Genomic DNA, 19,927 nt, shown 5'->3' with positions numbered 1-19,927 from the left:
GACGGAAGGTCATGGTGGAGTTTCGGATCCTCGGGCCGGTCGAGGTCGTCCGCGACGGCCGCGAGATCCGGTTCCCTCGAAGGGCCGCGGTCAGGCTCCTGGCCGCGCTGCTGATCAGGCCGGGATGGAGGGCCCCGGCCGACGAACTGGCCGAGACGATATGGAACGACGCCCCGCCCCGGACCGCCCGCCGCCAGATCCAGAACGCGGCCGCGCTCATCCGGCGGGAACTCGGAGACGACGGCCGGATCCTGTCGGGCGACGGCGACGGCTACGCGATCGAGGCCGACGAATCGGTCTCCGACTCGATGCGCTTCAGATCGCAGGTCGGCCTCGCGCGCGCCGCCCGCGCCCGCGGCGACCTGGCGGCATCGCTGTCCCACCTCCGCGCCGCGCTGGAGCTCTGGCGGGGACCGGCCCTGGCGGGCCTGGAGGGCCCCCGCTTCGAGGCCGCGGCGCAGGCCCTCGACGAGGAGCGCCGGCGCGCCGTCGAGGAACGCCTCGATCTGGAGATGCGCGTCGAGGGCGATTTCGAGGGCGCGCTGCCGGAGCTGCGGCGCCGGTGCGCCGAGCACCCGCACCGGCAGCGGCTGTGGGCGCTGCTGATGACCGCGCTGCACCGCCTCGGCCGCACCCCCGAGGCGCTCGACGCCTACCAGTCGCTGCGGCGGTCCCTCGTCGAGGACCTCGGCATCGACCCGGCGACCGAGCTGCGGGAACTGCACGCGGCGATCCTGCGCGACGACCTGCCCGTCGAGGCCCCGCCCCCGGCCGAAGCGAGACCGCGGCCCTCCCAGCTCCCCTCGGACACCGCGACCTTCACCGGGAGACCGGACGAACTGGACCGACTCGAACGGTCCCTGCGCGACGAGCCCACCCGGCCGATCGTGGTCACCGGCCTGGCCGGCTCCGGCAAGACCGCCTCGGCGATCCGCGCGGCGCACCGCGTCCGGGACCGGTTCCCGGACGGGCAGCTGTTCATCGACCTGCACGGAGAGGACCGGGAGAGCGCGGTCGGGCCCCGCGAAGCGCTGGCCCACCTCCTCGACGCCCTCGGCACCGCCGCCGTGCCCGAATCGACCGACTCGGCCGCCGGGCTGTACCGCTCGACGACCGCGGGCAGGCGCGTCCTGGTGGTGCTCGACAACGCGCTCGACGCCGCGCAGGTCCGGCCGCTGCTGCCCGCGGAGGGCTGCGCCGCCGTGGTCACCAGCCGGAACCGGCTCTCCGGGCTCGCGGTCCGCGACGACGCCAGGTCGGTCAGGCTCGAACCTCTCGGGCCCGAGGCTTCGCTCGACCTGCTCGCCGCGCTCGTGGGCGCCGAACGGATCGCGGCCGCGCCCGAGGCCGCCCGCGAACTGTGCGCCCGCTGCGCCGGGCTGCCGCTGGCGCTGCGCATCGCCGCCGCGCGCCTGAACGAGGACGGCGGCCCCACCGTCGCCGAGCTCTGCGAAGAACTCCGGACGCACCGCCTGGAGGCGCTGGCGATCGACGACGATCCGGCCGCGGCCGTCGAGGCCGCCTTCGACACCTCGCTGAAGGCCCTCGACGCGGACGCCCGGGACCTCTTCCTGCGCCTGGGGCTGCTGCCGGGGAACGACTTCGCCCACGAGACGGCCGCCGCGGTCGCCGGGTCCGACCTGGCCGCGGCGGCCCGTCTCGTGCGGCGCATCGAGGGCGCCTCGCTGCTCGACCCGAGCGGCAAGGGCCGCAGCCGGTTCCACGACCTGGTGAAGGAGCACGCCCGGGTCCGGGCCGAAGCGGAGCTGGACGGGAGCGTCCAGCAGCTGATGCACGACCGCCACGCCCAGTGGTGCCACTCGATGTCCGGACGCCTTCCCGCCGCCGAGTTCCCGAACGTCCGGTCGGCGCTCCAGCGGTGGCGCGGCCACCGCCGCGGCCCGCTGCTGGCCCAGGCGCTCGGCGGTTTCGTGCTCCTCGGCTTCGACGCCGAGCGGATCCGCCGGGACGTCGAGGCCGCGATCGCCGCCGACGGCGGCGATGCCGACGCCTCGAGCCGACATGAAGCCTATTTCGCGCTGTACCAGGTGCATTGGACCGCGGGCCACCCGGCCCGGGCGCTCGAATACGCGCGCGCGGCCGCCTCGATGGCCGAGGGGCTCCCCCCGGAGGAGGACGCGGCGGCTCACTACAACCTCAGCGCCAGCCTGTACGTCACCGGGAACTACGCCGAGTCCGAGACCCATCTGCGCCGCGCGGAGCTGCTGGCGCGGAAGACCGGCAGCCCTAGGTTGAGCGACTACCTCGGGAGCCTCGGCCACCTGACGCGCGCGCTCGGCGACTATCCGCGGGCGGAGGCCCTGTGCCGGGAGGCGATCGACCTCGCGGTGAGCGGCGGGAAGGAGACCGTCGCCCCCGAGTACCGGATCTCGTACGCCGTGGTGCTGATCGACCTCGGGCGGCACCGGGAGGCGGCGGAGGTGATCGACGAGGTGGAACGGCAGGCCGAGGCCGACGGGGCGACCCGGTTCACGATGATGGCCCGCTGGTGGCGCGGGGAGTCCCACCGGCTCCAAGGCAGGTACGACCGGGCCCGCCCGCAGCTGGAGTCGGCGCTGGCCGAAGCGGTCGAGACCGGTCGGCACGCCATGGCCCGGGGCATACGGATGTTCCTGGCCGACGCGCTCAACGACGCGGGCCTGCCCGAGCGGGCGCTCGAACTCGCGCGCTCGGCCGTCGAAGGGCAGGAATCGCGGCTCGCCGAGCTCGAACGGGCCCGCCTGGACCTGCTGCTGTGCAAGATCCACCACCGCTCTGGCGAGCACCGCCTCGCCGTCGAGCACGGAGAGCGGGCCCGCGAGCGGTACGGCCGCATGCCCGACCGGCTGCGCCACGCCCGCTCGCTGGCGGCCCTCGCCGAGGCGCACGCCGGCGCCGGTGAAACGTCGGCGGCCGAAGCCCTGCGCCGGGAGGCCGACGACGCCTTCGCCGCGCTCGGCGTCCCGCGCGCCTGAGGCTCACCGGTCCTGCACCGGATCCGCACCGGAGGCTCCGCGGCCGTGGCGGGGGCGGCGAACCGCGGGGCATCCTGGTACCCCCGTTCCGATCCCGGTGTCCCGACAGAAAGACGCTTCGTGCCTCCCGCTACCGTTCCGACGATCCCCGGCTACCGCGACCTCACGGCGGTCGCAGGCGGGTCGACCGCCGTGGTCTACCGCGCCGTCCAGGAACGCCTCGACCGGGTCGTCGCCGTCAAGGTGCTGGTCGACGGCGAGATGAACACCACCGACTCGATGGCGAAGGAGCTGGAGACGACCGTCCTGGTGTCGGGACACCCCCACATCGTCTCGATCATCGACACCGGCTCGACCGGGGACGGACGCCCCTACATCGTCATGGAGTACTGCGAGGGCGGCTCCTACTCGTCGATCCTGAAGGACCGGGGGCCACTGGGCGTCGAACAGGTCGTCGAGGTCGGCGTCAAGATCGGGCAGGCGCTTCAGGCCGCGCACGAGGCCGGGATCATCCACCGGGACGTCAAGCCGCAGAACATCCTGCGCGGCCAGTACGGCCCGGCGCTGGCCGACTTCGGGATCGCCCGCGCCCCCGAGGCGCTGTCGGCCACCCAGGCGATCGACATGCTCACGCCGCTCCACGCCTCCCCCGAGGCGCTGCTGCGCCGGGCCCAGTCTCCGGCCAGCGACCTCTACAGCCTGGCCTCGTCGATGTGGCACCTGCTGGCCGGGCACGCCCCGTTCGCCGACCCCGAGGGCGGCACCGACCCCGACGCGCACCGGCGGCGCGTCACCTCCGCCGTGCCGCCACCAGCGCTGCCGCGCGAGGACGTCCCCGAATGGCTCGAGCGGCTCCTGGTCCGCTCGCTCGACCGCGACCCGGCCCGGCGCCCCGAGTCCTGCCGCGCCTTCGCCGAGTCCCTCCAGATGGCCGACGTCAGCGACCGCATGGAAGCCAAGGAGGCGGCCGAGCGAACCGTCGTCCTCCCCTCCGAGAACGGTGCGGCCGCTCCGCCCGCACCGGACCGCGCGGCCTCTGGTCCGCCGTTCGAGTCGACCCCGGCGGACCGGGCCGCGCCGTTCACGCCGCCGGCCCCGCCCGGTCCGGCGCACCGGTCCCGGTTCCGCACCCGGCGGGTCGGCCCCGGGCTCTACCCGGTGCTGACGGCGCTGGTGGTCACCGTCGTCATGGTCCTCGGCGGCGTCGGCATCGTCTGGGCGGTCGCCTCCGGCGTCGACCGGGACGAGCCCGCCTCCCAGTCGTCGGCCGCGCCCGACGACGGCCACGGCACCGAGACCGGACGGCCGACCGACGCCGCCGCGGAGGAGATCGAGATCAGCCTGGTCGACCCGTCCTACTCGTCGTTCACCGTCTACACCAGCGCCGAACCGGACACGCTGCGGTGCACGGCGACGGTCAAGGAGACCGATGTGGAGGCGGCGGGCGACTGCAACGAGCTCACCGTCGACGGACTCCGCGCGGGAGTCCCGTACGTCTTCGTGCTCGAAGTCGAGGGCTCGGACCAGGCGCCGCTGACCGAGTGGGTCTCGACCACGCCGGTCCTCGGCAAGGTCCGCTTCGAATGCCCCTCGCCGCTGGAGCACTGCGGGAGCGGCGGCGCCCGCGTCGATGTCGGCGCCGACCCCGACCGGAACGAGTCCATCGGGGACGCCTATTCGGGCGACCAGTACTACCTCTACTGCTACACGGAGACCGACCGGAGGATCGACCCGCGAGGCGAGGAGGGCGGCGTCTCCTGGGACTCCCACCCGGGCAAGGCCGCCTCGAACCTCGTCGTCGAGTTCGACCATCACGGCCAGGTCGGATACCTCCCCTTCGTCTGGTTCGAGCTCGACCCGGACGACCCCGACTCGACCGGGCCGCTCGCCGAGTGCTGACGGCCGCTCGTCCCCCGCATTTTCCCGTTCTGAAAGAGGTCCCATGCGACACAAGGCCATCCTCCTGGGCATCGCCGTGGCGCTCATCGCGCTCCCGGCGGCCGCCTGCGACGCCGACGGCACCACCGACATCGGCGACGGCACCGAGGCCGCGACGACGGAGGAGGCGACCGAGTCCCCCACCGCCGCCGAGTCCGCCTCCGAGTCCCCCACCGCCGCGGACCCGACGACGAGCGACGACGGCCTGCCGCCATACGACCGGTGCGGCGCCCGCATCGTGGAGCTGCGAGAGTTCTCCACCATCGCCGAACAGGAATCGGACGACCTCCGGGCCCTGGCCGAGGAGTGGGACGAGCACGCCGAGACCACGATCGACGAGGGCCTGGCGCTGACGGCCCGGGACGTCGCCGACCAGCTCCAGCACGCCGTGGAGAACCAGGACCTGTACTACCCCGGCACACCGGAGTCCCTCGAACTCGCATCGCTGCTGGAGGACTACGCCACGGCCTGCGACAACGTGGGCCGGTAGCCGCGGCGCACCGCACGGCCCGGGTGGCGTGGAGCCCACGTGATGGGATGATCCGATGAGCCGATTGATTCAAGTCGGTTCGTAGACCTTGCGGTGAGATGTCGGAGGCTGCGATCGTGAATCGAGCCGGCCGCCACGCCGTGGCGCCGCCGGGACACGGTCATCGGCGCTTGGGAGCCAGAACATTGCAACGCCTCGACGACGGTCGCGCGACGGAATCCGCCGCGCGGAGCACCGAGTACCCACCGACGTGCACCGATCAGCACACCTGCGAGGCCCCTCCGTGGGCTCACGCAGCAGATACGTCCACTTTAACTTTCCGAGAACGCGAGATAATGATCGCGCTCGGAGACTGCCTGTCGAACGCGGAGATCGCTTCGGCACTGTTCATATCCGAGCGGACGGTCCGCAAGCACATTGCCAGCGTCTTCACGAAGCTGGGTATATCCTCGCGCGCGGAGGCGGCGGTGATCGCTTCTCACCAACGGCGCTCGCTGCTTTCAAAGAGTGGCGTTTCCGACACTTTCTAAGTCCTTTCAGAAGCGGCACCATTAATGGCGTATCCCACATCCGAAAGGAGGAAGAACATGTCTATCGCTACTCTCGCGGCCAAGCCGGTCGTCATGGCTCAGAACGGTACCGCTCGGGCCGTCGAGTCCATGAAGGAGAAGCTCGACAGCGCCCTCGTCCGGTATGACGCCTGGTACGTGGTGCTGCTCGCGGTGATCCTCGCCCTTGGTGTCACGATTCTCGCCGGTCTGTCGATCTGGTGCGTCGTCTACAAGGACCGGACGTTCACCGGCAGCTGGAACTGGAGCTGGTCCGGCGTCTCGATCAACGTCGAGTGCGTCTAGCCTCTTACGGGTCGGCTCAATCAGACCCACTATAAAAGTGACGATCACGGTGACCCAGGACGCCTCAATTCCTGGGCCGCCGTGACTCGTCGCATTGCAATTGCGGCAGGCGGGAAGGAAACCATGGCACTCCTGGAAATTGAGGACCTGTCCTATTCGTACGACAGCCTGGTGAAGGCCGTAGCGGATGTGTCGTTCGAAGTGCCCCAAGGGACCATTGTCGGCCTCATCGGACCGAACGGCTCCGGCAAATCGACTCTGATCAAGAACGTCTTCGACCTGCTGCGGCTGCAGGCCGGCAACGTGCGGATCGACGGGCACCGGCACGACCACCCGCGCGCGCGGGCCCAGGGCATGTACCTCTCCAGCAACGACTACCTTCCCGAATTCCTCACCGCGCGCGAGTACATAGCGATGATGGCCTCGCTATACGGGGTCGACGCGGACCACGCCGAGGCCGAGGAGCTGTTCCGGCGGTTCGCGATGGCCGAGCGCTACGACCACCTCATCGAGGACTACTCGCACGGCATGCGCAAGAAGACCCAGCTGGTCTCGGCCCTGGTCATGCGGCGTCCGCTGACCGTGATCGACGAGACGCTGAACGGCATCGACCTGGAGGCGCTGCGACTGGCGGAGGCCGAGTTCGCGCGCCTCCGCGAGGAGGGGCGCTCCCTCCTGCTGTGCACACACGACTTCGCCGTCCTGGAGCGGCTGGCCGACCGGATCGTCCTGCTGGACTTCGGGCAGGTCATCTACGACGCGCCCGCCGGCGACCTCGTCGATGAGCACGGCTCGCTCTCCGAGCTGGTGTTCGACTACCTCGAGTCGGACGAGCGCTAGTCATGCGCCTGCGACAATCGATCGTCCTCGCGAGGATGCTGCTGGTGTTCTTCCGCCGCCGCGTCCTCAGCGTCGGGGCCCTGAAATCCACTCCGGTGCGCGTCTTCGCGGTCGTCGGCACCGTGATCTTCGTCGGCGTCCTCACCGTCGCCGCCTACTTCTTCCTCAAGGAGCTCACCGACCGGCGCGAAGTGTGGGACCTGCTGTTCGACACCACGACGGTCTCGGTGCTCCTGTGGGTCCAGGTCGCGTTCCTGATCGTGAAGGTGCTGTTCGTCAACGCCGACGGGATGCTCGAACTGAGCTTCCAGATGCCGGTGACCAACCGGGAGCGCTCGCTCGCGTTCCTCCTCTACGAGGCCGCCATGACCGGCGTCGTCACCGTGGCCGGAGTGTTCGCCCTGGTCGCCAACTCGATCCTGCTGCTGGGGCCGGACGCGCTCATCCCGATCTGCGTCTCGGTGGTGCTGCCGGGGATCCTCGCCTACTTGGCGCTGTCGGTGGTCCACCAGCTGCTCACCCGACTGTGGACGGTCGTCCGCCTCGAACGCGTCTCCGGCATCCTCAACATCCTGGTCCTGTTCGTGCTCGTAGCGGTGTACGCCTCCGTCTCCAACTCGATGATCGTCGACATCACCGACGCCTACCTGAACGAGGAGCCGGCCGGGACTTGGGCCACCGCGATCGCGGACAGCGCGGACCGCTACGGCGCGCTCGGGGTGATCGCCGCCGCCCTGGCCGCGGCGGCCGTCCTCGCCCTGCTCACGGTTGCGCTCTCCCCCAACCGGCACGTCCGGCAGTCGCGGTACCTGAACATCCGCGCCGGCTCGTGGGCCCGCAGGTTCCTTACCCCCTACGACTGGTGCCAGATCCGCAGCTCCCACACCGCCACGGCCGCCGTCCTCGCCGTCGCACTGTTCGTGTACCTGCTGCTGAACGGGGGCACCAATCCGATCTGGGCGCTCTCACTGCTCACCGTCGGCGGCCTGTACCAGTTCACCGCCACCGCGGTGCTGCGGTCGATTCCCGGCACGCGGGTGCCGCCCTGGCGGGTGTTCGCCCGGATGCTGCGCGCCCAGTGCGTCCTCATCGGCGTCTTCGCGGTCCCGTTCACGCTCGCGGCCGCGGTCGTCCGCCTCGACTGGGTCGGGGACTCGTGGCTGGCGATCGCCGCCGCCGTCGCGGCCGCGGTCATGACCACCGGCATCGGCGTGATCTTCCCGGCCGAGAAGGACAACCCGCTCTCGGTGTTCCTCGGCCTGTCCGCCGTCGCGATCGTCGCGGGCCTGGTCGTCGTCGGCCTCGGAGTGCTCAACCTCTCCCCGTGGACGCTGGGCGCGGTCTTCACCGCGGCCACCGCATTGTTCGCCGCATACGCGATCCAAGGTATCCACCTCGACGAATCAAGGAGGCGCAATGAAAAAGGCGCTGCTGGTCATCAACTCCGTGGTAGGAGCGGGACTCCTCACACTCGCGATAACGGTCTTCGCCATGCTGGTGCTGATGTTCACGGGTGACAACGAGGGCGACGTCCACAAGACCGGCCTGTTCGGGGCCCTGGAGTTCGACGCCGTCGAACGCCCCGACGGGGTCGTGGACGTCACCGCGGGGCTGGGCAATCCGGTGCCCATCCTCATCATCTTCCTGGTGCTGGTCGTTCAGATGGCCCTGATCCAGGTCATGTTCCGGCGGTTGAAGCGGCGGCGCGAGCAGCTGCTCGAGGAGATGCGGGCGCGTGAAGCGGACGACGTACCGGCGGGATGAACTCCGGGTGGCCCGGGTCGCCTGGACCGTGGCCGCCTCGGTCTGGCCGCTGCCGGCGTTCCTCGCACTGCCCACGCTCGCCGCGCTGGCGTGGTGGGCGCACTCGGGCGATTCCGGATTCGTCCTGCTGGCCCTCCTGTGCGGCAAGGCGGCCGTGCTCGGACTGATCTGCTCGTTCGCGCTGCACGAGTCGGCCCACGCCGCGGTCCTCAAGGCGCTCCCGGGCATCACCGCAGTCACGATCGAGACCGGCGCCCTGCGAACCTCGCTCGTCCCCGAGGGCACGCTCACCCGCGGCGAGAACGCCCTGGTCGCGCTGGCGGGCCCGCTCTCCTGCGCGGCCGTCGGCGCGGGCCTGTGGCTGACCGGCCTCGACCGCTCTCTGGCCTGGTGGTATCTGCTCCACCTGGCGTTCCTCCTGCCCGTGTTCGGCGACGGGCAGGCGCTCTGGCGCAGCCTCCGCGGCGCAGTCGGGCACCGACAACACCCCTAGCGACGAAGCCCTGCCGGGTCCGGACGGACCCGGCAGGGCTCGGCTCGTTCCGGCTTCCCCACCCAGCGTGCCTCGAGCCGTCAGCGGACTTCAGATTCGCACCGGGACCGCCTCGACGGCTTCCCCGAAGTGCTCCTCGACGATCAGCCCCGCGCGATACGCCAGTGCTCCCAGCGCTTCCGGGGACGAGGCCCCGAGGCAGCGGGTCATGTCTCGGATGTCGCGGTTGACGGTGCTGCGCGAGAGGTAGAGGTTTCTCGCAATGGCTTCCCTGGTCTTGCCGTGCACCAAATGTATGAGGATCTGGCGTTGGCGCGGAGTCACGTGGTCGAGGGGATCGAGATCCGGGTATCGACTGCCGGGCACGGATGGTTCTCCTTTCTCCACAAGCGGCTCGCCGCGTGCCGGACGCCGCGGCGGTGGGATGGCCGGCGGTACGTCCTGATTCGCGATCGGCTCGACGGCGGGCCGAAGGCTCATTGTCTCTCCAGGATGCCCAGTGCCGCTTACAGTTCCCTTACACTCAGCCCGCGCGCGGTTACCGGGTACTGCGGTGCGAAAATCGGATAACTGGGCCGAAGGGCCCGACCGTACTATTCTGGACAGGCCCCGTAGCTCCTCGCAAGGCCGGTGACACGTGCAGACCATGTCAGACGAGCTTCAGATCAGAGTCCTCGGTCCAATGTCGGTCACTCTCGGCGGTGAACCGCTGCTCGGCCGCGCCCCGTTGCAGCGTCGCCTCCTCGCGACCCTGCTGGCGGGTTCGGGCAAGGTGATGACCGTCGAAGCGCTCGCCGAAGAGATGTGGGCCGGGTCGCCACCGCGCAACGCCAGGAACACCGTGCAGGTCTACCTGTACCGGGTGCGGCGGTCCCTCGGGAGCGAACACCGCATCGTCCGCGAGTCGACCGGATACCGCATCCAGGTGTCGGCCGACGACTTCGACGCGAAGGCGTTCGAGGAGCTGGCGGCCGCCGCCGGCGAGGACCGCCGCAAGGGCCGACTCGAGCGGGCGGCCGAACGATACGCGAGCGCCCTGGGGCTCTGGCGCGGCGAGCCCTACACCGACGTGCCGTCGACCGGGATGATCGCCGCCGAGGCCCAGAGGCTGAGCGAACGGCGGTCGCTGGTCCACCAGGAGTCGCTCGAGATACGCCTCGACCTGGGCTCGCACGCCTCGGTGATCGGCGAGCTCGAGGTCCTGGCGCGCGAGCACCCGTTCCGCGAGCGGCTCACCGCCCTGCGGGCGGTGGCGCTGTACCGGTCCGGACGCCAGGCCGAGGCCCTCCAGGTGCTCCGGGAGAACCGCCGGGTACTGCGCGAGGAGTTGGGCATCGATCCCGGACCGCTGCTCCAGCGCGTCCACGACGCCGTCCTGCATCGCGACGAGCGGCTCCACTCGGTGTCGACCGGCAGCATCGAGGGCGACTGGACCGCGCCGCCGGAGTCGCGGATCGAGCTCGGGTCCCCCGCCGCGACGACCCCGCGCGAGCTGCCCCCGGACGTCGGCGGGTTCACCGGCCGCGCAAGCGAGCTGCGCGCGTTCGAGGCCGCGCGGCTCGGCGACGAGGCCGAGGGCATCCCGCCCTCGCCGATCATCGTGATCTCCGGCATGGCGGGGGTCGGCAAGACCTCCTCGGCGATCCACTGGGCGCGCCGCATCGCCGACGAGTTCCCGGACGGGCAGATCTTCTCGGACCTGCGCGGATACTCGGGACTGCCCGCGCTGCGGCCGATCGAGGCGCTCGCGGCGATGCTGCGTTCGCTCGGCCTGACCGACGACCAGATCCCCGCGGACGCGGACCACGCCGCCGCGCGGCTGCGCACCGAGACGGCGAACCGGCGGATGCTCGTCCTGCTCGACAACGCCAAATCGGCCGAGCAGGTGGTGCCGCTGCTGCCCAGCGGTCCCGGGTCGCTGGTGATCGTCACCAGCCGCAACCGCCTGGGCGACCTGCTCGCGCGCCACGGGGGCGTCCACCTCACGCTCGCGCCGCTCACCACCGACGAAGCGGTCTCATTGCTCAAGTCCCTGCTGCGGCTGCCCCGTTCGGCGCGGGACCCCGAGATCGTCGATCTCGCCCGCAGGTGCGGCCACCTGCCGCTCGCGCTGCGGATCGCGGCCGCGAACCTCACCGACCGCCCGCAGGGGCTCAGCGAGTACACCGACCGGCTCTCGACCGGAGACGCCCTGGCGGCCCTGGAGATCGGCGCCAGCCCGGAGGCCGCCGTCAGGGCCACCTTCGACCGCTCCTACGTGGCACAGTCCGACGACGCCCGGCGCCTGTTCCGCATGCTCGGACGCGCACCGGTCGTCTCCCTCCCGGTCGAGGCGCTCGCCGCCGTCACGGGCAGCGACGCGGAGACGGCCGAACGGGCCGCGGCGCGGCTGGCGAACGCCAATATGGCCGTCCGCGACGGCAGCGGTCGGCTCTCACTCCACGATCTGCTGCGCGACTACGCGAACGGCCTCACCGACGTCACCGACCCGCCGCAGGAGGAGATCCTGGAGCGCCTCTTCACCTGGTACCTCGAGACCGCCGAGGCGGCCGGCGAGCGCCTGTACCCCGCCAACGCCCGTCTCTCGCAGCGCGAACCGGCCGACGGCCCGCCCCGCTTCGACGCCCCTGATGCCGCCGCGCGGTGGCTGGACGACGAGCGCGGACCGCTCATCGAGCTGGCCCGGTTCGCGGCCGAGCACGGCCGGGGCTCGGTGTCGTGGCGGCTGGCGGACGCCCTCCGCGCCCACGCGTGGGCGACGATGGACAGCGTCGACTTCCTGGCACTGGCCGACGCGGCCCTCGAAGGCGCCCGCCAGGATCGCAGCGAGTGCGGGGAGGCCGTGGCCGAACTCTGCGTCTCGACCGCGTACGCCAAGGCCCGCGAATTCATGAAGGTGGTCGACCACGCCGAGCGCGCCGCCGAGCTCTCCCGCCGCATCGGCTGGACCTCGGGGCAGGCGTCGGCCCACCACAACATGACGCTCGCGTGCTGGCTGATCGGACGGCTCCAGGCCGCGCTGGAGCACGGGAAGGCGGCGCTCGAGATCAACCGCCAGCAGGGCAGGCTGCGCGGCCAGAGCGTCAATCTCGGCGCGCTCAGCTCGGTCTACGGCTCGCTGGGAGACCTGCGCCGGAAGGTGCGCCTGCGCCGGGAAGGGCTCGGCATCGCCGACCGGATCGGCGACGCGCGGCTGCGGAAGTCGCACCTGTGCGGCATCCTGTCGGCCTCCGTCGAGCTGGGCGACATGGAGACGGCCGAGCACTGCATGGACCAGGCGATGCGGATCGAGACCGGTTCCGGGAAGGGCACGTTCACTCCGGTCGAGGCGGGCAGCCTCGCGGAGCTCTACGCGGGTCTCGGCAAGCACCAGGACGCCCTGCCGTACGCCGAGGCGGTCGCGCGGGTCGGGAAGGCGAGCGGGGACCGGCGGCACGAGGCCGACGGCCTGGTGGCCATGGCCTTCTCGCTCAACCTGCTCGGACGCCACTCGGAGGCGGTGGACGCGGTCGACCGGGCCCTGCGCTCGGTGCGGGACGACCTCAGGGGCACCGAGATCAGTGCCCTCATCGAACGCGGCGTCGGCCTGATCGGGCTGGGGAGGTTCGAGGCCGGGCTGGCGGACGCGGAATCGGCGCTCGGCATGGCCCGGGACTGCGGCTACCGCGTCAGCGAGGGTCTGGCGCTGGACGTCCTCGCCGAGGGGTCGCTGCGCCTCGGCGACACGGGCCGGGCCCGCGGGCATGCCGAGCAGGCGGAGGAGCTCCTGCGCCCGGTCGGGCATCGCGCCGGAGAGGCGTGGGCGCTGTGGGTCCTGGCATCGGTGGCCCGCGCCGAAGGCGACGCGGTAGCGGCCGACCGGTACCGGCAGCGGGTCGAGGACGCGCACGCGCAGATGGGCTCGCCGGTGCCGTGCCGGTTCGACTTCGAGTCGAATTAGGTCCGCCATGGAGCACTGATCCGGGGTGTCCTCAGCGCTCGGTGAGTGCTGCCAGGAGCTCGTCGCCGGGCCACCGGCGGCGGCCTCCGTTCTCGGCGTCGTGGACGAGTTCGACCAGGCGCGCGTTGGCCGGAGCGGCCGTGCCGTGGCGTTCGGCCAGGGCCGTGATCTCCCCGTTGAGATAGTCCACTTCGGTGGGCCGCCCGTCGCGCAGGTCCTCGGACATGCTGGTCCGCGCGAGCGGGTCGATGGCCAGCATCCGGGCGGCCGCGCGGGTGAAGACCGCGTCGGGGGCGGTGAGGAGCGCGGGCATCCAGCGCGGGGGCAGCGGCAGGATCTTGGCCGGGGCGATCCCGGCCGCGGCGAACGCGGCCAGGCCCTCGCGCTGGGTCAGCGCCCAGCAGCGGCGGTAGTCGCGCTGCCCGAGTTCGGCCTTCAGCGGCAGGCCCGAGAGCGCGTTGATGGCGTTGTTGAGGTTGAGCAGCAGTTTGGCGGACTGGACTCCGGTCAGGTCGGCGTGCAGGGAGAAGTCCAGCCCGGCCCGCTCGAAGACCGGCGCGAGCGCGGCCAGCGCCCGGTGCTCCTGGGCCTCGAGGGCGCCGGACACGGCGCAGTGGAAGCGGCCTTCGCCGCGACCGACCACGTTGAACCCGACCATGCCGGGGAGGACGGTCGCCTCGGGGAGATGTTCGCGCAGCACTTCGGTGTTGTGCAGGCCGTTCTGGAAGCTGACCACGACCGTTCCGGGCCGCAGCTGCGGCGCCAGTTCCCGGGCGGCTTCGGCGGTGGCAGCGGACTTGACGGTCACCAGCACCACGTCGGCTTCGGCGGCCGCCTCGGGGGTGGTCTCGAACCTCGGGTGCTCGACCCGCAGTTCGCTGCCGCGCCAGTCGGTGACGGTCAGCCCGTGCGCTTCGGTCTGGGAGGCGATGCGCTCACGCCCGATGAACACGACGTCGGTCCCGGTCGCGGCCAGTCGGCCGCCGGTGTAGCAGCCGATGACCCCGGCACCGTATACGCAGATCGTCATGTACCGGATGGTAACCCCGGAACGCGAGCACCATGGGTTTCGAAGTCCGTATCCAGCGCACCGATGAATCCGCGGCGGCCGCGTCGTCTGCTCTCGGAGAGGACGACACAGAAAGGTAGAACACCACATGACCACCGCCAAGACCCTCGCCGTCTCCGACGCCGAACTGTATTACGAGGTCCGCGGGACGGGCCCGGTGCTGCTCGCGCTCGGCTCCCCGATGGAGGCCGCCGCTTTCGCGCCCATCGCCGAACTCCTGTCCGACCGGTACAGGGTCGTGACCCATGACCCGCGCGGCATCTCGAACAGCCGCCTGGCCGATCCCGAGCAGGATTCGACGCCGGACCTGCGCGCCGGTGACGTCGCCGCCATCCTCGACGACCTCGGAACGGACAGGGCCGACGTCCTCGGCTCCAGCGGCGGCGCTGTCACCGCGCTCGCGCTGGCGACCCGGCACCCGGACCGGGTGGGCACGGTCATCGCGCACGAGCCGCCGCTGCTGACACTGCTGCCGGACTCCGAGGACCGTCTGGCCTCGTCCCGGGAGAACGTCGAGATCTTCCACCGGGACGGTCTCGGCGCGGCGTTCGGGCGGTTCATGGCCGACGCCGGTTTTGGCGAGAACGACGCCCCGCCGCCGCAGCAGGAGCCCTCGGAGCAGGACATCGCCAACGGCTCCCGGTTCTTCGCGCACGAGCTGCTGCACACGGTCCAGTACGAGCCGGACATCGAGGCGCTCCGGAAGTCAAGGGTGGTCGTCGGCATCGGCGAGCTGTCGTACGGCCTGACCACCTTCCCGACCTCGACGGCGCTGGCCGATCTGCTCGAGGTCGAGCCGGTCGGCTTCCCCGGCGGGCACGCCGGGTTCGCCGAGCAGCCGGAGGCGTTCGCGCCGGTGCTGCGGAGCGTCCTCGCCGCCGGATAGGCGTTCGCGGCCCTGAACGGCCGAAAGCCCCGTTCCCGGTGGTCCGGGAGCGGGGCCGTGCGGTCGCGGCTCAGTCGTTGGCGAGTCTGGCGAGGCGTTCGGGGGTCGGCCACTTCACGTTCGTGACCCAGCCGGCCTTCTCCATCAGCCAGATGATCCTCGCGGAGGTGTCGATCTGGCCGCGCTTGACGCCGTGGCGGGCGCAGGACTGGTCGGCGTGGTGCGAGTTGTGCCAGGACTCCCCGCCGGAGACGATCGCCAGCGGCCAGAAGTTGGCGGCCTTGTCGCGGCTCTTGAAGGGGCGTTCGCCGATCATGTGGCAGACCGAGTTGGTCGACCAGGTGGCGTGGTGGAGCGCCGAGACGCGCACCAGGCTCGCCCAGAAGAACGCGGTCAGCGCGCCGGCCCAGGACATGGTGATCAGGCCGCCGAGGACGGCCGGGAGCAGGAAGGTCAGGATCGTCCACAGCCAGAACAGCTTGTTGACCATGACCAGGTCGCGGTCCTTGAGCATGTCGGGGGCGAACCGCTCCGCGTTGGTGGTGTTCCGGCCGAACGTCCAGCCCATGTGGGCGTGCCAGAAGCCCCTGGTGAGCGCCCAGGCCGAGGTGCCGAACAGCCACGGCGAGTGCGGGTCGCCCTCTTTGTCGCTGAAGGCGTGGTGACGGCGGTGGTCGGCGACCCAGGTGATGATCGGGCCCTGGACGGCCATGCTGCCGAGGATGGCGAGGGTGACCTTGACCGGCCGGTTCGGCTTGAACGAGCCGTGGGTGAACAGGCGGTGGAAGCCGACGGTGACGCCGTGCAGAGTCAAGAGGTAGAACCCGACGGCCAGGCCCACGTCGGTCCAGCTGAGCAGGCCGGTGGTCCATGCGAAGGGCACCGCCGCGGCGAGCGCGAGCATCGGGACGATGAGGAAGAGGTAGACCAGGGACTGCCGCCCGACGTCACGCTGCTCGCCGAGCACGGGTTTGGTCGCGCGCGGCCGCCTCGGGGCCTCGGTGGGTCTCGTGTCGGCCAGAATCGCCATCGCTCGTCCTCTCTCGACGGGTTCGGATGACTCAATGGTCGCCGCGACGAGGACATTGCGCAGTGGGGCGAACTGACCGAATCGGGGGCTCGAACCCCCGAGGCGCAGGTGGGTCTAGGCCCCCTGTCAGCTGCCCTCGAGATAGGCCAGGACCGCCAGGACGCGGCGGTTGTCGTCCTCGGACTGGTCCAGGCCGAGCTTGCGGAAGATGTTGGCCGAGTGCTTGCCGACGGCCTTCTCGGTGATGTAGAGCCGCGCGGCGATGGCGGCGTTCGTGCGGCCCTCGGCCATGAGCGCGAGGACCTCCTTCTCGCGCGCGGTCAGGGAGTCGAGGGTGTTCTGCTGCCTGCCGAGCAGGCGGGCGACGACCTCGGGGTCCATGGCGGTGCCGCCGCCGGCGACGCGATGCAGCGCCTCCAGGAACTCCCCGACGTTGGAGACGCGGTCTTTCAGCAGGTAGCCGACGCCGCCGCGGCGGTCGCCGAGGAGTTCTCGCGCGTAGAGCTGCTCGACGTACTGGGAGAGCACGAGGATCGGCAGCGCGGGGATGCTGCGGCGGGCCTCGATGGCGGCGCGCAGGCCCTCGTCGGTCAGCGTCGGCGGCAGCCGGATGTCGATCACGGCCACGTCAGGACGGTGCTTGAGCAGCGCGGCGGTCAGGCTCGGGCCGTTGTCGACCGCTTCGACCACGGTGCAGTCGTGTGCCTCGAGCAACCGGGTCAGGCCGTCGCGCAGCAGCGGGTTGTCTTCGGCGAGGACGACGTCCATCGGTCGCTCCTTAGCGGTTCGGCGCGGTCCGCTCGGCGGGCGCAATGGGGATGTGCATGGTCACGACAGTTGGACCGGCTTCGGGGCTGAGGACTTCGAGGAGGCCGTCGAAGGCCGCCAGCCGGTGCTTGACACCGTCGAGTCCGCCTCCGGGGGAGAGCCTGGCGCCGCCCCGGCCGTCATCGTAGACCTCGATGCGGACCTCGTCGTCGAACTGGTCGACGACGATCCGGATGTGGCTGGCCTCGGCGTGCTTGGTGATGTTGGTCAGCACCTCGTTGGTCGCGAAGTAGGCGGCGGCCGCGACCGGCGCGGGCAGCGGGTCGCGGAGCCGGTCGACGACGGTGACCGGCAGCGGGTGGTCCAGGGCCATGGCCTGGAGCGCGCCGGAGAAGCCGCGGTCGGCCAGCACCGGAGGGTGGATGCCGCGGACGAGCTGGCGGATCTCCTCGAGAACCTCGGTGCAGGCGTCGCGGGCCTCCCCGATGAGGACGGCGGCCTGGTCGGGGTGGGTCGACCGGAGCAGTTCCTCGGCCATGCCGAGGGTGAGGCTCAAGGCGGCGATGCGGGCCTGGGCGCCGTCGTGGAGGTCGCGTTCGATGCGCCGCAGTTCGGCGGCGGCGTGGTCCACGGTCTGGTCGCGCGCTTCGCGCAGCTCGGAGACGCGGGCGGTGAGCAGGACCTTGGAGGTCGGCCCGAGGAGGATGACGCCGAGGTGGGAGTACCAGCGCAGGAACATCTCGCCCCAGCGCCACCAGGCGACGCCGCAGGACAGCGCGAAGGGGACGAGCAGGAGGGTCTTGGCGGGGGTGTCGAAGTAGTAGAAACCGAAGTCGTTGACCATGGGACTGGGTGTGGAGGAGAAGACGGTGGCCAGCAGCAGCGGCTGCACGAGGTAGTAGACGGCGACGCCGAAGACGCCGAGGTAGAGCAGGTTCACCATGAAGCCGAGGGTGGCGTCGATGGCCAGCCAGGCGACGTCGCGCCAGGTGGCGGCCTCGCGGATGAGCGCGAGCGCCTGCCGGTCGAGGCGGCTGGAGGTGTCGCGCTTCTTGTAGGGGGCGGGGATGGTGAGGCCGAGTTGGGCGCCGATCACGCGCCGCTGGGAGTTGGCCCAGAGCCGGATGGCGAGGACGACGAATACCACCAGGGGGACGCCGATCCAGAAGACCACGAGGGCCCCGGTGACGAAGGAGGCGGCCAGGAGCGCGGCGGCGACGAGTGTGAGGCTGAATCGGACGACGGACCAACCGGGCAGGGCGAGGCGTCGGGTGAGTCTCGTGATGGGGCTGGTCTGTTCTGCCATAGCGGCCCAAGCCTACCTGGGGATTCGCAGAGCGATCCGGGGCAGTCGGGCGGTGTGTCACTCGAGGACGCGCACGATGGAGAGACCGTCGTATCCCTTGACGCCGACGGTCTGCATGACCGTGCCCTCCAGGTTCGGGTGGGCGGCCACGGATTCGAGGTAGGCGCGCACGCCCTGGACGTTGCTGTCGCTGCTGAGGGCGTCGGCCACGGCGCCGCCGCGCACGACGTTGTCGGCGACGATGAGGCTGCCGGGGCGGGTCAGCTTGAGGGCCCATTCCAGGTAGTGGGGGTAGCCGGCCTTGTCGGCGTCGATGAAGACCATGTCGAACGGCTCGGGGTCCTCGCCGCCGAGCGCGGCGAGGCTGTCGGCGGCCAGGCCGACGCGGATCTCGACCGTGCCGACCAGTCCGGCGCGGGTGATGTTGGCGCTGGCGACCTCGGCGTGCTTGGGGCTGGCCTCGAGGCTGATGAGGTGTCCGCTGGAGGGCAGGGCGCGGGCCATCCAGATGGCGCTGTAGCCGCCGAGGGTGCCGATCTCGAGCACTCGCCGGGCGCCGAGGGTCTTGGCCAGGAGGTACAGGAGTTTGCCTTGGGCCGCCGAGATCTGGATGGGCGGCAGTCCGGCGCGCTGGCTGGCGGCGATCGCCGCGGCGAGGACCTCGTCCTCGCCGACCAGGAGTCGTTCGAGGAACTCGTCGACTTCTGTCCACTGCGACTGCCCCATGGGATGCCCCTTCCGGTAATGCGGCACTTCGGGCGAAACGCTATCACCCGGTGAACGTGCCGGTCACTTATGTTTTCCGAGGATCGGGACCCTCCCGTTTTCGGGGAGGGCGAATCGTACTCCGATTGCGTGAACGACGGTGTTGTAATTACCGCTCTGACGGTGAAAAGTCGGCGCTCTTTGTCAGTTTTTGCCCCCGTATCAGCAGAACCCGCCGGGATCGGTCTTGCCGATCGTCGTACGGCGCAACAGCTTGAATGATAGACCTGAATCACGACAGGTTCGCCGCCGCGAATCCGGGGGGCCGAGCGGCGGGGACGGCAAGTCGGTCGGCTTCGGGGGGAGTCGGCCGCGCTATGGGGGGTACCGCTATGAGCATGGCACGATCGGCGACCGTCGACATCGGCACCACCATGCGACTCGTCGCGCCCGATTTCGCCACCGTGAGCGTGCGCGCGAGTCTGCGATACGACCCTGACGACCCCTACGCGGTCTGCGTCATGTTCCACCCCGACGGCGGCGACTCCGACCAGGTGGCGTGGTCGTTCTCGCGGGAGCTGCTGGCCAAGGGCCTGGAGGAGCCGACCGGGATCGGGGACGTGCGGGTCTGGCCGTGGACCACGCCGCGCGGGGAGTCGATCGCGCTCGCCCTGTCGTCGCCGGACGGGAACGCCCTGTTCGAGGTCAACCGCGCGGTGGTGCAGCGCTTCCTGCGGCGCGCCTACAGCCTGGTGCCCCGGGGCCGCGAGTCGGGCCACATGGACTTGGACAGCACCCTCACCAAGCTCCTGGCCGGAGGCGTCTAGACCCAATGCCGTTCGGTTAGGGGTCTGCGTAGACGATGATGT

At 71.0% G+C, this 19,927-nt stretch carries 18 protein-coding genes; 12 read left to right on the top strand and 6 right to left on the bottom strand.

What is annotated here, in order from left to right; all coding sequences use genetic code 11:
- Positions 1–14 precede the first annotated feature (14 nt).
- From JFB92_RS17950 to JFB92_RS17910, 9 genes are all read left to right on the top strand, one after another.
- Positions 15–2,975: an AfsR/SARP family transcriptional regulator gene (locus JFB92_RS17950; protein ID WP_199042044.1), complete on the top strand. Its 2,961-nt coding sequence runs from the start codon at positions 15–17 to the stop codon at positions 2,973–2,975.
- 120 nt (positions 2,976–3,095) lie between these two features.
- Positions 3,096–4,874: a serine/threonine-protein kinase gene (locus JFB92_RS17945; RefSeq protein ID WP_199042042.1), complete on the top strand. Its 1,779-nt coding sequence runs from the start codon at positions 3,096–3,098 to the stop codon at positions 4,872–4,874.
- A gap of 43 nt (positions 4,875–4,917) precedes the next feature.
- Complete coding sequence (locus JFB92_RS17940; protein WP_199042040.1) at positions 4,918–5,403, top strand: hypothetical protein; 486 nt, start codon at positions 4,918–4,920, stop codon at positions 5,401–5,403.
- 98 nt (positions 5,404–5,501) lie between these two features.
- Positions 5,502–5,933, top strand: a complete 432-nt coding sequence (locus tag JFB92_RS27015) for a helix-turn-helix transcriptional regulator (protein WP_372451660.1) — start codon at positions 5,502–5,504, stop codon at positions 5,931–5,933.
- Between the two features lie 57 nt (positions 5,934–5,990).
- Positions 5,991–6,257 carry a hypothetical protein gene (locus JFB92_RS17930; protein WP_199042036.1) on the top strand — a complete coding sequence of 89 codons (267 nt, stop codon included), beginning with the start codon at positions 5,991–5,993 and terminating at the stop codon, positions 6,255–6,257.
- Positions 6,258–6,380: 123 nt separating this feature from the next.
- Positions 6,381–7,097 (top strand): ABC transporter ATP-binding protein, encoded by a 717-nt coding sequence (locus JFB92_RS17925; protein ID WP_199042034.1) that lies wholly within the window; start codon positions 6,381–6,383, stop codon positions 7,095–7,097.
- 2 nt (positions 7,098–7,099) lie between these two features.
- Positions 7,100–8,614, top strand: coding sequence for a hypothetical protein (locus JFB92_RS17920; protein WP_199042032.1), 1,515 nt, complete (start codon positions 7,100–7,102; stop codon positions 8,612–8,614).
- Positions 8,601–8,861, top strand: a complete 261-nt coding sequence (locus JFB92_RS17915) for a hypothetical protein (protein WP_199042030.1) — start codon at positions 8,601–8,603, stop codon at positions 8,859–8,861. The genes JFB92_RS17920 and JFB92_RS17915 overlap by 14 nt, the downstream gene beginning before the upstream one ends.
- Positions 8,833–9,354 (top strand): hypothetical protein, encoded by a 522-nt coding sequence (locus JFB92_RS17910; protein WP_199042028.1) that lies wholly within the window; start codon positions 8,833–8,835, stop codon positions 9,352–9,354. The genes JFB92_RS17915 and JFB92_RS17910 overlap by 29 nt, the downstream gene beginning before the upstream one ends.
- A gap of 90 nt (positions 9,355–9,444) precedes the next feature.
- On the opposite strand, the gene JFB92_RS17905 is transcribed toward JFB92_RS17910, so the two are convergent.
- Complete coding sequence (locus JFB92_RS17905; protein ID WP_199042026.1) at positions 9,445–9,720, bottom strand: response regulator transcription factor; 276 nt, start codon at positions 9,718–9,720, stop codon at positions 9,445–9,447.
- Positions 9,721–10,036: 316 nt separating this feature from the next.
- Between JFB92_RS17905 and JFB92_RS17900 the strand changes: the two genes are divergently transcribed.
- Positions 10,037–13,294 (top strand): AfsR/SARP family transcriptional regulator, encoded by a 3,258-nt coding sequence (locus JFB92_RS17900; RefSeq protein WP_199042024.1) that lies wholly within the window; start codon positions 10,037–10,039, stop codon positions 13,292–13,294.
- A 31-nt stretch (positions 13,295–13,325) separates the two neighbouring features.
- Here the strand turns inward: JFB92_RS17900 and JFB92_RS17895 are convergent, their stop codons facing one another.
- Positions 13,326–14,324: a 2-dehydropantoate 2-reductase gene (locus JFB92_RS17895; RefSeq protein ID WP_199042022.1), complete on the bottom strand. Its 999-nt coding sequence runs from the start codon at positions 14,322–14,324 to the stop codon at positions 13,326–13,328.
- A gap of 127 nt (positions 14,325–14,451) precedes the next feature.
- Between JFB92_RS17895 and JFB92_RS17890 the strand changes: the two genes are divergently transcribed.
- Positions 14,452–15,249, top strand: coding sequence for an alpha/beta fold hydrolase (locus JFB92_RS17890; RefSeq protein ID WP_199042020.1), 798 nt, complete (start codon positions 14,452–14,454; stop codon positions 15,247–15,249).
- Between the two features lie 70 nt (positions 15,250–15,319).
- On the opposite strand, the gene JFB92_RS17885 is transcribed toward JFB92_RS17890, so the two are convergent.
- The 4 genes from JFB92_RS17885 to JFB92_RS17870 all read right to left on the bottom strand — a co-directional run bounded on the left by JFB92_RS17885 (position 15,320) and on the right by JFB92_RS17870 (position 19,079).
- Positions 15,320–16,279, bottom strand: coding sequence for an acyl-CoA desaturase (locus JFB92_RS17885; RefSeq protein ID WP_199042018.1), 960 nt, complete (start codon positions 16,277–16,279; stop codon positions 15,320–15,322).
- 126 nt (positions 16,280–16,405) lie between these two features.
- Positions 16,406–17,047 carry a LuxR C-terminal-related transcriptional regulator gene (locus tag JFB92_RS17880; protein ID WP_199042017.1) on the bottom strand — a complete coding sequence of 214 codons (642 nt, stop codon included), beginning with the start codon at positions 17,045–17,047 and terminating at the stop codon, positions 16,406–16,408.
- A gap of 10 nt (positions 17,048–17,057) precedes the next feature.
- The gene (locus JFB92_RS17875) at positions 17,058–18,353 is read right to left on the bottom strand and encodes a sensor histidine kinase (protein ID WP_199042015.1); all 1,296 of its coding nucleotides are present in this window, start codon (positions 18,351–18,353) and stop codon (positions 17,058–17,060) included.
- A 57-nt stretch (positions 18,354–18,410) separates the two neighbouring features.
- Positions 18,411–19,079, bottom strand: a complete 669-nt coding sequence (locus JFB92_RS17870) for an O-methyltransferase (protein ID WP_199042013.1) — start codon at positions 19,077–19,079, stop codon at positions 18,411–18,413.
- 371 nt (positions 19,080–19,450) lie between these two features.
- Here JFB92_RS17870 and JFB92_RS17865 point away from each other — a divergent pair, with 371 nt between their 5' ends.
- Complete coding sequence (locus tag JFB92_RS17865; protein WP_199042011.1) at positions 19,451–19,885, top strand: SsgA family sporulation/cell division regulator; 435 nt, start codon at positions 19,451–19,453, stop codon at positions 19,883–19,885.
- Positions 19,886–19,927 lie beyond the last annotated feature (42 nt).

It is taken from the genome of Glycomyces salinus, from assembly GCF_016428645.1.
GTDB classification, from domain to species: Bacteria; Actinomycetota; Actinomycetes; order Mycobacteriales; family Micromonosporaceae; genus Glycomyces; species Glycomyces salinus.
This window is presented reverse-complemented; position numbering and strand designations above follow the sequence as displayed.

Bases quoted from the DNA above. Each gene is read 5' to 3' on its own strand.
- JFB92_RS17940 (WP_199042040.1), top strand. From the start codon at position 4,918: ATGCGACACAAGGCCATCCTCCTGGGCATCGCCGTGGCGCTCATCGCG.
- JFB92_RS27015 (WP_372451660.1), top strand. From the start codon at position 5,502: ATGTCGGAGGCTGCGATCGTGAATCGAGCCGGCCGCCACGCCGTGGCG.
- JFB92_RS17930 (WP_199042036.1), top strand. From the start codon at position 5,991: ATGTCTATCGCTACTCTCGCGGCCAAGCCGGTCGTCATGGCTCAGAAC.
- JFB92_RS17925 (WP_199042034.1), top strand. From the start codon at position 6,381: ATGGCACTCCTGGAAATTGAGGACCTGTCCTATTCGTACGACAGCCTG.
- JFB92_RS17920 (WP_199042032.1), top strand. From the start codon at position 7,100: ATGCGCCTGCGACAATCGATCGTCCTCGCGAGGATGCTGCTGGTGTTC.
- JFB92_RS17915 (WP_199042030.1), top strand. From the start codon at position 8,601: ATGTTCACGGGTGACAACGAGGGCGACGTCCACAAGACCGGCCTGTTC.
- JFB92_RS17900 (WP_199042024.1), top strand. From the start codon at position 10,037: ATGTCGGTCACTCTCGGCGGTGAACCGCTGCTCGGCCGCGCCCCGTTG.
- JFB92_RS17895 (WP_199042022.1), bottom strand. From the start codon at position 14,324: ATGACGATCTGCGTATACGGTGCCGGGGTCATCGGCTGCTACACCGGC.
- JFB92_RS17890 (WP_199042020.1), top strand. From the start codon at position 14,452: ATGACCACCGCCAAGACCCTCGCCGTCTCCGACGCCGAACTGTATTAC.
- JFB92_RS17885 (WP_199042018.1), bottom strand. From the start codon at position 16,279: ATGGCGATTCTGGCCGACACGAGACCCACCGAGGCCCCGAGGCGGCCG.
- JFB92_RS17880 (WP_199042017.1), bottom strand. From the start codon at position 17,047: ATGGACGTCGTCCTCGCCGAAGACAACCCGCTGCTGCGCGACGGCCTG.
- JFB92_RS17875 (WP_199042015.1), bottom strand. From the start codon at position 18,353: ATGGCAGAACAGACCAGCCCCATCACGAGACTCACCCGACGCCTCGCC.
- JFB92_RS17870 (WP_199042013.1), bottom strand. From the start codon at position 19,079: ATGGGGCAGTCGCAGTGGACAGAAGTCGACGAGTTCCTCGAACGACTC.
- JFB92_RS17865 (WP_199042011.1), top strand. From the start codon at position 19,451: ATGAGCATGGCACGATCGGCGACCGTCGACATCGGCACCACCATGCGA.